Origin of the sequence: Leeia sp., from assembly GCF_041909055.1 — a bacterium.
GTDB lineage: Bacteria > Pseudomonadota > Gammaproteobacteria > Burkholderiales > Leeiaceae > Leeia > Leeia aquatica.
On the sequence record NZ_JAYREC010000004.1, the window covers coordinates 191,781 to 203,546 of the forward strand.

Genomic DNA, 11,766 nt, shown 5'->3' on the forward strand with positions numbered 1-11,766 from the left:
AACATGACGACCCGTATTGAACTGAAGGTGCCGGACATTGGCGACTACAAGAACGTCGATGTCATCGAGTTGCTGGTGAAAGTGGGCGACAGCGTGAAGGTGGATGATTCACTGGTCACACTGGAAACCGACAAGGCCACCATGGAAGTGCCCGCCTCTGCGGCAGGCACCATCGTGGAGCTGAAGGTGGCGCTGGGTGACAAGGTGTCTGAAGGCAGCGTGCTGGCGGTGATCGAAGCCGCTGCCGCAGCGGAAGCCCCCGCAGCAGCCCCCGCCCCGGCCGCCGTTGCCTCGACACCGGCCCCCGCTCCCGCAGCAACCCCGGCGGCGGCCAGCTTTGCTGGCAGTGCCGACGGAGAGTACGACATGCTGGTACTGGGTGCCGGGCCGGGCGGCTATTCCGCCGCCTTCCGCGCTGCCGACCTCGGCATGAAGACGGTGCTGGTGGAGCGCTACGCCACGCTGGGTGGCGTGTGCCTGAATGTAGGCTGCATCCCCTCCAAGGCATTGCTGCACACAATAGCCGTGTTGGATGAAACCCGCCAGATGGCCGCACATGGCATCCAGTTTGGCGAGCCTCAGATCAATCTGGACCAGTTGCGTGGCTACAAGGAAAAGGTGATCGGCAAGCTGACCACCGGCCTCGCCGGCATGGCCAAGGCTCGCAAGGTGGAGGTGGTGCAAGGCGTTGGCCGCTTTGTGGATCCGCACCATCTGGAAGTGGAGCTGGCGGCTGGTGGCAAGAAGGTCATCAAGTTCAAGCAGGCCATCATCGCCGCCGGTTCGCGCGTGGTGAAGCTGCCCTTCATCCCGGAAGACCCGCGCATTGTGGACTCCACCGGTGCACTGGAGCTGCGGCAGATTCCGAAGAAGATGCTGATTATCGGTGGTGGCATCATCGGGCTGGAAATGGGCTCGGTGTACTCCTCACTTGGTGCCCGCCTGGACGTGGTAGAGATGCTCGATGGCCTGATGCAGGGCGCAGACCGCGATCTGGTCAAGGTGTGGCAGAAGATGAACCAGCACCGGTTCGACCGCGTGATGCTCAAGACCAAGACCGTGAAGGTGGAAGCCTTGCCGGAAGGCATCAAGGTCTGGTTTGAAGGCGAAGGCGCGCCAAGCGAGCCGCAGCTGTACGACATGGTGCTGGTGGCAGCCGGCCGCGCACCGAATGGCAAGCTGATCAACGCCGAAGCCGCTGGTGTGGTGGTCAACGAGCGTGGATTCATCCCGGTCGACAAGCAGATGCGTACCAATGTGCCACACATCTTTGCGATTGGCGATCTGGTCGGCCAGCCGATGCTGGCACACAAGGCGGTGCACGAGGGCCATGTGGCGGCAGAAGCCGCCCATGGTGAGAAGGCCTACTTCGACGCCAAGGTGATCCCGTCGGTAGCGTATACCGACCCGGAAGTGGCCTGGGTTGGCCTGACCGAAGACCAGTGCAAAGCGCAAGGCATTCGCTACGAGAAGGGTGTGTTCCCGTGGGCCGCCAGTGGTCGTGCCATCGCCAATGGTCGCGACGAAGGGTTCACCAAGCTGATTTTTGATGCTGAAACGCATCGCATTATTGGTGGTGCCATTGTCGGCACCCACGCAGGTGATCTGCTGGGTGAAATCTGCCTGGCTGTGGAAATGGGCGCAGACGCCGTAGATATCGGCAAAACCATCCACGCCCACCCGACGCTGGGTGAGTCGGTTGGTCTGGCTGCAGAAGTATTTGAAGGCAGCTGCACCGACCTACCGCCGCAACGCAAGCGTTAAGACGGTTCCCGGCACCCGCAAGGGTGCCGGGTGCATCAAGCCTGCTGGTTGCTCCAATTCTCCAGCCAATCCACTGCGTAGGACACCAGCCGGTCTGCCGGCAGCAGTACACTGGCCGCATGGCCTACCTCGCCCAGACAACCATCCTGCAACAGGAAAGACTGCACAATGTCAGCAAAGTAGTCGTCTGCCAGTCCCTCCACCACGGGATCGCAGGTATCAAACTCCTCCTGCCAGACCCAGAACGTCTCCCCTTCTATCCGCAATGGTACCTCCATACGCACCACCCGCTTACGCGGGATGTCGGCCAGGTGCTCGGCATGGTGCAGCAAGCTGACAGTATCCAGCGGCGCGCCCACCAACAGCACCCTGCCCTTGCGCGCCACCAGCCTTGCAAATGGGGAGTTCTCGCCATAACCATACTGCATGGGGTGCGCTTCGGTATACCACGCGGCCTGTGCGCCAATCGCGGCTACTGATGCACCAGGATTGCCGCTGCGCAGCGCCCCCGGCCAGCTGCGTACATGTTCCGCAATCACGCCATGGTCGCGGCTGGCCCGGGAGCACTGTGGGTCAAACGGCGGGATATGTGGTTTCAGCAGCGAAGGTACGGCGCCAGTTTCATCCAGTGCATCCTCGTATTGCTGATCCCAGTTGGTATAGCACAGCAAGGTCCCCTGCGGACCAATCACGGCAAGGATGGCGGCGATCAGGGCATCAGGGCCATTGAGCAAGGGGCCAACCTGCCGCATGGCGGCGTGCAGCATCACCTCATCACCCGCTTTCAGCCCCAATTGCCGCAGGTGGGCCTGCAGCTCAGCCGGACTCCAGTACTGTAGTTCTCCAATGGTCAGCATAAGCCCTCCGGTTTTAACAGGGATGACATGGGTCCGGCCCGCCCCAAAAACAACACCCCGCCGCAGCGGGGTGTTGGGTGGGGCCTGACGCCGGTAGCGCTCAGCTGCGACCGGCCTTGATCACGCCAACATAGCCTTTGTATTCAAACTTGCCCTGGATCGACTTTTTGTCATCCTTGGTCACCACCTTGAACTCGATGGTCACCTCACCATTTTTCAGCCGGGCCTTGACCACATCCCCCTCGATCTTGCCTTCCTCAAAGGCATAGGCTACATCACCATCCGGGGTACCGTAGAACAGCGCCTGGCCCATGACCTTACTGCCATCGACCTGGTCCACTTTCACCACCAGCTTGTCCTCAAACTGGAACTGATCCAGCAGCCATTTGCCCTTCCACTCACCCAGCAAATCCGCATTGCCAGCTACTGGCGGGGTGGTCGTTGCGGTAGCGGTGCCGGGGGCAAAGTCGGAGAGTTTCACCACTCCAACATAACCCTTGTATTCAAACTTGCCCTGGATCGACAGCTTGCCGTCACGCTCAACCGGCTTGAGGTCAATGGTGACTTCGCCATTCACCGCACCAAAGTGCATCTTGCTGTCGGGGGCATATTGCGCATCCATCATGGGCCCGGTCACATCACCATTTGGCGTGCCGAAGAAGGAGACCACACCCTTCAGGGTGGAGCCTTCGATGGCGTCAATCCGCAACACCATCTTGTCCTCAAACTGGAATTGCTCCAGATACCACTTGCCCTTCCATTCACCGACCAGACGCGCCGGTGCTACCGCACTGTCTTCTGCCTGGGCCGTACCGGCCAACATCAGCAATACTGCAAACAGGCTTGCGCCGAGTTGTTTCATCCATTGCATTTTAGTGTCTCCACAGTCTTTGGGGTCATAGCTGTAGTTATAGGCCTACCCGATGATCTCGGGGTGCTGTCGCCCACTGTAGCAGAGATCAAGCGAATTTACATTCATTATTGGATCACCCGTTTCCCGGCACAGATTGGGCCTGCCCCCTTGTAATCACGACAACCGCCCCCAGCTATGCGTAAAGCACTGCTCCAGCTTCACAGCAGGCCGGGCATGGGCTAGGATGGAACGGTATCCAGCCTCTCACGCCTCTGCTTTTCATTGCACCGCACCCCGACTAAAGGACATACCATGAGCGAACATATCAAACATGTAACGGACGACTCCTTTGAAAAGGACGTTCTGCAATCGGATAAGCCAGTACTGCTGGATTTCTGGGCAGAATGGTGTGGCCCGTGCCGCATGCTGGCACCGGTGCTGGATGAGCTGGCCCCGCAATATGCTGGCAAGCTGCAGATCGCCAAGCTGGATACCGAAAAGAACCCCGGCACCATGCAGAAGTATGGCGTGCGCGGCATTCCCGCCCTGATGCTGTTCAAGGATGGCAATGTGGTGGCAACCAAGGTGGGCTTGCAGTCCAAATCCCAGTTGACCACATTCCTTGACAGCAACCTGTAAACCCGCTAGTATCCGCGCAAATTTGTTTCGCCCGGGTTTCCGCTCTTGAATCCAGAGCCGCCCGGGTGATGTTCCAGCAGCATCCTGTTTTCTTCTTATATTTTCAGTCCTTTACACCCGATTAGCGGATCAGCCCATGCATTTATCTGACCTCAAGCGCCTGCACGTCTCCGAACTGGTTGACATGGCGATTGCCAATGAAATCGACGGGGCCAGTCGCCTGCGCAAGCAGGATTTGATCTTTGCCTTGCTGAAGAATCAGGCCAAAAAGGGCGAAAGCATATACGGTGAAGGCACGCTGGAAGTGCTGCCGGATGGTTTTGGCTTTCTGCGCAGCCCGGATACCTCTTACCTGGCCGGACCAGACGACATTTACGTCAGCCCCAGCCAGATTCGCCGCTTCAACCTGCATACCGGTGATTCGATCGAAGGCGAGATTCGCACACCGAAGGAAGGCGAGCGTTACTTTGCCCTGGTCAAGGTAGACCGCGTCAACGGTGACACACCGGAATCGGCCAAGCACAAGATCCTGTTTGAAAACCTGACGCCGCTGTTTCCGACCGAACCGCTGAAGCTGGAACGGGACATCTCCTCGGAAGAGAACGCCACCGGTCGCTTGATTGATATCATCTCGCCCATCGGCAAGGGTCAGCGTGGCTTGCTGGTCGCCCCGCCCAAGTCCGGCAAGACCGTGATGCTGCAACACATTGCCCATGCCATCACCGCCAATCACCCGGACGTGGAACTGATCGTACTGCTGATCGACGAGCGCCCGGAAGAAGTGACCGAAATGTCCCGTACGGTGAAGGGTGAAGTGGTAGCTTCCACCTTTGATGAACCGGCGACCCGTCACGTCCAGGTCGCAGAAATGGTGATCGAAAAGGCCAAGCGCCTGGTGGAGCACAAAAAGGATGTGGTCATCCTGCTCGACTCCATCACCCGCCTGGCCCGTGCTTACAACACCGTGATTCCTGCTTCCGGCAAGGTGCTGACCGGCGGTGTGGACGCCAATGCCCTGCAACGCCCGAAACGTTTCTTCGGTGCTGCGCGTAATATCGAAGAAGGCGGCTCGCTGACCATTATTGCCACTGCGCTGATCGACACTGGCAGCCGCATGGATGATGTGATCTACGAAGAATTCAAGGGCACCGGCAATATGGAAATCCATCTCGACCGTCGCATGGCCGAGAAGCGCCTGTACCCTGCCATCAACGTCAACCGCTCCGGCACCCGCCGTGAAGAGCTGCTGATCGACAAGGATGTGCTGCAGAAGATCTGGGTGCTGCGCAAGCTGCTCTACCCGATGGACGATCTGGAAGCGACCGAATTCCTGCTGGACAAGCTGAAAGCCACCAAGAGCAACTCGGGTTTCTTTGACTCGATGCGCCGGGGCTAAGACCTGACAGTTGCGGACGAGATAAAACTCGTCCATAATTCCGCTTTTACAAAGTACCGGCACAATCCCGGTACGCTCATGCAAAGGAAAGTCTGATGAAAGACGTGCACCCGAACTACACCGAAATCAAGGTGACCTGCAGCTGCGGCAACGCCTTCACCACCCGCTCGACCATGGCCAAGGACCTGCACATTGAAGTGTGCGCCCAGTGCCACCCGTTCTACACCGGCAAGCAAAAGGTGGTGGATACTGCTGGTCGTATCGAGAAGTTCAAGAACAAGTACGGCAGCATGGTGCGCTAAGCATCACGCCGCAGAAAAAAGGCAGCCTGGGCTGCCTTTTTTTGTCTCTGTGATCTGCCATTGACGTTGCCATGCTGACTTACACGCCCGCGTCCGCCCTGCCGCCAACACCACCACGCGACCATTCCTGGCTCTTGCTGCTGCTATGCCTGGCCTGGCTGCTGCCCGGCACCTTTGGGCATGCGCCATGGCGGGGGGAAGAGGTCGAAGTCATTGGCGTGGTACAAAGCATGCTGCATGGCCAGTGGCTGATTCCACAACTCAATGGCCAACCCTTTCTCGACAACCCACCGCTCACCTACTGGCTGGCAGCGGCGTTCGCCAAAATCCTGCCCTCGCACTGGATCGCCTTGCACGAAACGGCCCGACTCGCTGCGGTGCTGATGATGGGCCTGACCTTCTTGCTGGTCGGGCTGGCGGGCAAGCATATGTGGGGGGCGCGACAAGGGCGGCTGGCCGTACTGATGCTGATGGGCTGTTTTGGCCTGCTGTCGCGCGCGCATCTGGTCATGCCGGAACAGGCGGCATTACTAGGTGCCGCATTGCAACTGTACGGCCTGAGCCTGCTGGCCGAGCGGCCCATGCGGGCGGGCCTGTGTCTGGGTCTGGCGCTCCCCGTTGCCTTGCTCGGTGGCGGGCCACTGGCATTGGCCGTCAGCATCCTGACCCTGCTGCTGTTTGCCTGGCCTCGGCCCGGCGTCGCCACCGCACAGTGGCTACGGGCATTGTTGCCTGCCAGCGTCATCGCCCTGCCCTTGCTCCTGCTGTGGCCGCTGGCTCTGAGGCAGCATGCCCCGCTGATTTTTGATCAATGGTGGCAGCAGCAGGTGCTGGCAGCTCACTTTGATGCTCACCGTCTGCGCTACTACCTGGGTATGGTGCCGTGGTTTGCCTGGCCGGCCTGGCCGCTGGCCTTGCTGGCGCTGCGGCGTAATCCACTGGGCTCTGCGCCATCACGGGTACTGCACCTGCAATTGTTGCTGGCGAGCCTGCTGTGGATATTGGGGAATGCCTGGCAACCGGATGAGCATGACGTCAACACCATGCTGTGCCTGCCTGCGCTGTGCCTGCTGGCCGTGCCGGGCCTGGACCGGCTGCGCCGTGGCGGTATCGCCGCCTTCAACTGGTTTGGCCGTTGTACCTTTGGCTTGATCGCCCTGCTGGTCTGGCTGGGCTGGCTGGCCTTGAGCACCGGATGGCCTGGCCGTATCGCCATGCGCATGCACCGGGCCAGCCCCACCTACCAGCATGAGCTGCACCCGGTACTGCTGGCGTTTGCCCTGCTGCTGACCGGGCTGTGGCTGTGGATCATGTGGCAGCAGCGCCATGATGTGCGTAAAGCCCTCAGTGGCTGGGTGGCCGGTGCCACCATGGCCTGGGGGCTGATCATGACCTTGTGGTTACCCTGGATTGTCGCGGCCAAGGACTACCAGCCCATGCTGCAGCAGCTGGCCCGGCAGTTGCCCGCAGACCGCAGCTGCATCCACACGGCCGACATGCCACGCACCGTGCTCACCCTGCTGGCCTATCGCCAGGGCATCGACCTTCCCGTTCGGGATCAGGCATGCCGCTGGAAACTGGCCAAGACCACCCAGCGCAGCGTTGCCCCCGCCGGCTGGCGCATTATCTGGCAAGGGCATCGTGGCGGTGACCGCAAGGAAGGCTACTGGCTGCTGCAACGTCAGCCTTGAGCGTGGCCTTCCGTGGCTTTTTGCCGCCCGGTCAGCCTGCGCAGCCAGTCGCCAAAATCATCCAGCAAGCTATACGCCACCGGCACCACCACCAGCGTCAGGATGGTTGAAGTAATCACCCCGCCGATCACCGCGTGAGCCATCGGTGCACGCTGCTCGACCCCTTCGCCCAGCCCCAGACCCAGTGGCAGCATGCCCAGCACCATGGCAAAGGTGGTCATCAGGATGGGGCGTAGCCGCACCCGCCCGGCTTCCTGAATGGCGGTCATGCGGTCTACCCCGTTGCGCACCGCCTGCTCGACAAAGTCCACCAACAGGATGGCATTCTTGGTCACCAGCCCCATCAGCATGATGATGCCGATCACCGAGAAGATGTTCATGGTTGAGCCACCCACCATCAGCCCCAGCACCACCCCGATCAAGGACAGCGGCAGCGCCGTCATGATGGCCAGCGGGTGCAGGAAGCTGTTGAACTGCGAAGCCAGCACCATATAGATGAAGATCACGCCCAGCCCCAGCGCAGCAGCGGCATAACCGGCGGACTCCTGCATGTCCTTGTTGGCCCCGCCGGTAACGATGCGGTAACCCGGTGGCAGCGCCATGCTCTGCACCACCGGTTGCAAGTCCTTGCCAACTTCACCCGCCGGACGACCATCCACATTGGCGCTCAGCCGGATCTCGCGCAGCAGCGAACGGCGATTGATCTGGTTCGGGCTTTTGCTGTCGACAAAGCTGACCACGGCAGACAACGGCACCAGCAGGGGCTGACCGGTCTGTGGATCGGTCTTGCTGCTTTGCAGCCGCAGCTGTGCCAGATCGGCCGGGTTCTTGCGGTTGGCTTCATCCAGGCGTACCACCACATCGTGGTTCTCGCCGTCTTCACTTTCCCAAGTGGTGACCGTGTCGCCGACTACCAGCGGCTGCAATGCCTGATTGATCTGCTGCAGGGAAATACCCAGATCCGAGGCCACATCGCGCTTGATGCGCAGGGCCAGCATCGGCTTGGCATCACTCAGGCTGGACTCGACATCCACCAGTCCCGGTATCTGCTTCATGCGGCTGCGCAGCTGATCTGCGAGGCGCTGCAATTCGCGGATATCCCCCCCTTGAATGCTGAGCGATACCGGCTTGCCGCCCCCGCCAGCGGAGTTGGCCCCACCGATACTGCGCAGCTCAATCCCTGCCACCTGCAACACCCGGGCGCGGAAACGCTGCGCCAGCTCCTTCTGCCCCAGCTTGCGCTGCTTGCGGGGCACCAGCTTGATACGGATGGAGAACTGGTTTCGCCCTTGCACAAAGCCGGTATTGACCGTGGAATAGGTACGCTCCACCTCACGGAAAGAACGCAGAATGCGTTCCACCTGCTCCACCTTGCTACGCGAGTACTCCAGACTGGAGCCCACCGGTGTCTTGGCAGACAGCACCATGTCAGACTGATCGGCATCCGGCACAAACTCGCTGCCCAGCCGGCCCATCAAGACAAAACTCAGCACCAACACACCTATGGACATGCCGACCACGGCCAAGCGATGACGCAGCGCCCAGCGAATCAAGCCGGTATAGCCGTTTGAGAGGCGCTCAAGCTGACGCTCAATCCAGCCCAGCAGCGGCCCCAGTAGCGGCATCGGCTTGTGATCCTGCACCTGGGGATCGCGCCAGACGGAGGACAACATCGGGTCCAGCGTAAAGCTGACGAACATGGAAAACAGTACGGCAGCGGTCACGGTAATGCCAAACTGATGGAACCAGCGGCCAATGATCCCGCCCATATACCCTACGGGCAGGAACACCGCGACAATGGTCAGCGTGGTGGCCAGCACCGCCAGCGTGATTTCCTGAGTACCTTCCAGCGCAGCCAGTCTGGAAGGCTTACCCATGGCCATGTGCCGGGTAATGTTCTCCCGCACCACGATGGAGTCATCAATCAGCAAGCCAATGCACAGCGACAGGGCCATCAGCGTCATCATGTTCAGGCTGAAGCCGAACAGGTCGAGCAAAAAGATGGTACCCAGCAGCGAAATCGGCAAGGTCAGGCCAGTAATCACGGTACTGCGCCAAGAGCCGAGGAACAGGAACACCACCATGATGGTCAGCAGCGCCCCTTCCAGCAAGGTGGTGGTCACGTCGTTGAGTGAGTTACGGATCGGCACCGAGCCATCAGCAATCACGTCCAGCTTCATCGCTGTCGGCAGTTGTTCCTGCAGGCGATCCTTCATGCGCTTGACGGCATCGGCCACTTCGACGGTGTTGCTCTTGTTCACCTTGTAGATGTCGATGGCCACCGCCGGTTTGCCATTTATCAGGGCCAGCGAGTTCTTCTCCTGCTGACCGTCAACCACCCGTGCGACATCGCGTACCCGGATCACGCTGTCGCCACGACGGGCCACAATCAGCTCACCAAACTGCTGCGGATCACGAATCTTGCCTTCGAGCTGGACCACCAGATCACGGCCACCGCCACTCAACACCCCGACCGGCAATTGGCCATTTTCCCGCTTGAGCACGGCAGATAACTGGTCCACCCCGACATTGGCAGCCTGCAGCCGCAAGGGGTCGGGCTGGATGATGATCTGGCGCTTCACGCCACCCACCACGGAAGCCTGGCCGACCCCTGGCACCGTCAGCAGTTGCTTGACCAGGGTATTCTCGGCCATTTCTGTGAGCTGTCGGGCCGAATGGCTGCTGGAGGTCAAGGAGAGGGAGATGATCGGCCGATCATCCGGATTGGTACGGCGAATCACTGGTGCATCCACCCCATCACGCAGCCGGGGGGTGAGCACAGAAATCTTGTCGCGCACGTCCATCATCGCGTCGTCCATATTGGTCGACAGGGTGAAGTTCACAGTCACGACACTGCTACCCTCATACGAGGTCGACGAAATCTCATCGACCCCATTGATGGTGTTCATCGACTCTTCCACCCGACGGGTGACGTCCGTCTCCACCACCTCCGGGGTGGCCCCAGGATAGTTGGTGACAATGATCACCACCTGCGAGCCCACATCGGGGAATTGCTCCACCGTCAGCTTCTTGTAGGACGACACCCCCAGCACCAGAATCGCCAGCATCATCATGCAGGCAAACACCGGGTTGTGAATGCTGATACGGGTCAGATTCATGCCGGTGCTCCAGCTTTCGGCACACGTACGGCCTGCCCCGGTTTGGCCGAAGCCAGCCTCACCCGCACCAGCAGGTCACCTGGCTGCAGACCGCTGCGCACGTCCTGAAAATTGCCACTGTCGTCCAGCTCCCCCAGCACCAGCTGGCGCTGCTGCAGCTTGCCTTTTTGCACCACCCACGCCGTTGCTTTGCCGTCCTCAATGCTGATGGCAGACTTGGGCGCCAAGAGCACTGGCTGACTCCCGCCTTGCAGCTGCCCACTGACAAACAGTCCGCCCCGCAGCGCCGGTGAAGACACCGTCAAACTGAGCCAGACCGGAATCTGCCGAGCCCCCCCTTGCGTCTGTGGCGCAATCCGGCTCAATTGCGCAGACCAGGACTGTTCCCCCAGTCCCTCCACGCTAAAACGGGCAGGCATGCCGATCTGTACCTTGGGCAACTGTTCAGGCTGCAGGCTGGCCTCGATTTCCAGGCTGCCGGGATCCACCAGCAGAAACAAGCGCGCCCGCGCGGCCACATTCTGCCCGGCCTGCACATCCTGGGTCGCAATAATGCCGTCAAACGGGGCGCGGATCACCGCGTCCTGCGCGGCACGCTGCACCAGCTTGAGCTGGCTTTGCTGGGACGCCAGCGCAGCCCCCCGCTCAGTCACCGCCGCCTGACTTTCCTGCAAGGCATTGGGCGAAATAAACCCTTGTTCCTTGAGCGCCAGACGACTCTGGTGATTCCGCTCCGCCAGCTTCAGCTGCGACGCGGCACTGCTGACGGCTGCCTTGCGCTCCTGCAGGCGGGCTTGCAAATCGCGCTCGTCGAATATCGCCAGCACCTCACCCTGTTTTACCACCTGACCGGGGCGCACCTTGACCTCAGCCAGCAGCCCTTCCATTGGCGCAGCCAGAATGGTCTGCCGCCGAGCTACCAGCGAGCCGGTGAAGGGCGTGGATTGCACGCGAACTCCGGCCTGCATCCGGTAGACATCCCCTTCGGCCAGCACCAGCAGCTGGCTGCCTTTGTCACGGTTACGTTGCCCGCGCTCCGACTGCCCGCCCTTGCCGGGACGCAGCACGATGAGTGCGGCAAGCGCTGCCAATACCAGCAGCAATAACCAGAACCAGGGGCGACGCAAAACAGACATGGGGCGTTC

9 protein-coding genes are annotated in these 11,766 nt (G+C 60.6%); 5 read left to right on the plus strand and 4 right to left on the minus strand.

Going from position 1 to position 11,766, the window contains the following annotated elements:
- The first annotated feature begins 3 nt into the window (after nucleotides 1-3).
- A complete protein-coding gene (gene lpdA, locus ACE3O2_RS11780; RefSeq protein WP_374337713.1) occupies nucleotides 4-1,764 on the plus strand; it encodes a dihydrolipoyl dehydrogenase in 1,761 nt (586 codons plus the stop codon).
- Nucleotides 1,765-1,799: 35 nt separating this feature from the next.
- Here lpdA and aac(3) read toward each other — a convergent pair whose 3' ends face one another.
- Together aac(3) and ACE3O2_RS11790 are read right to left on the minus strand one after the other, a co-directional pair.
- Nucleotides 1,800-2,621, minus strand: coding sequence for an aminoglycoside 3-N-acetyltransferase (gene aac(3), locus ACE3O2_RS11785; protein WP_374337715.1), 822 nt, complete (start codon nucleotides 2,619-2,621; stop codon nucleotides 1,800-1,802).
- A gap of 100 nt (nucleotides 2,622-2,721) precedes the next feature.
- Nucleotides 2,722-3,492, minus strand: a complete 771-nt coding sequence (locus tag ACE3O2_RS11790) for a hypothetical protein (RefSeq protein ID WP_168877174.1) — start codon at nucleotides 3,490-3,492, stop codon at nucleotides 2,722-2,724.
- 294 nt (nucleotides 3,493-3,786) lie between these two features.
- Here ACE3O2_RS11790 and trxA point away from each other — a divergent pair, with 294 nt between their 5' ends.
- From trxA to ACE3O2_RS11810, 4 genes are all read left to right on the plus strand, one after another.
- On the plus strand, nucleotides 3,787-4,113 hold the full coding sequence (gene trxA, locus ACE3O2_RS11795; protein ID WP_168877175.1) for a thioredoxin TrxA: 327 nt from the start codon (nucleotides 3,787-3,789) through the stop codon (nucleotides 4,111-4,113).
- A 136-nt stretch (nucleotides 4,114-4,249) separates the two neighbouring features.
- The gene (gene rho, locus ACE3O2_RS11800; RefSeq protein ID WP_168877176.1) at nucleotides 4,250-5,509 is read left to right on the plus strand and encodes a transcription termination factor Rho; all 1,260 of its coding nucleotides are present in this window, start codon (nucleotides 4,250-4,252) and stop codon (nucleotides 5,507-5,509) included.
- 95 nt (nucleotides 5,510-5,604) lie between these two features.
- A complete protein-coding gene (rpmE, locus tag ACE3O2_RS11805) occupies nucleotides 5,605-5,811 on the plus strand; it encodes a 50S ribosomal protein L31 (protein WP_373282880.1) in 207 nt (68 codons plus the stop codon).
- A gap of 71 nt (nucleotides 5,812-5,882) precedes the next feature.
- On the plus strand, nucleotides 5,883-7,502 hold the full coding sequence (locus ACE3O2_RS11810) for an ArnT family glycosyltransferase (protein ID WP_374337719.1): 1,620 nt from the start codon (nucleotides 5,883-5,885) through the stop codon (nucleotides 7,500-7,502).
- Here ACE3O2_RS11810 and ACE3O2_RS11815 read toward each other — a convergent pair.
- Together ACE3O2_RS11815 and ACE3O2_RS11820 are read right to left on the minus strand one after the other, a co-directional pair.
- Nucleotides 7,493-10,621 carry an efflux RND transporter permease subunit gene (locus tag ACE3O2_RS11815; protein ID WP_374337721.1) on the minus strand — a complete coding sequence of 1,043 codons (3,129 nt, stop codon included), beginning with the start codon at nucleotides 10,619-10,621 and terminating at the stop codon, nucleotides 7,493-7,495. The two genes, ACE3O2_RS11810 and ACE3O2_RS11815, sit on opposite strands and share 10 nt — an antisense overlap.
- Nucleotides 10,618-11,757, minus strand: a complete 1,140-nt coding sequence (locus ACE3O2_RS11820) for an efflux RND transporter periplasmic adaptor subunit (RefSeq protein WP_374337723.1) — start codon at nucleotides 11,755-11,757, stop codon at nucleotides 10,618-10,620. The genes ACE3O2_RS11815 and ACE3O2_RS11820 overlap by 4 nt, the downstream gene beginning before the upstream one ends.
- Nucleotides 11,758-11,766 lie beyond the last annotated feature (9 nt).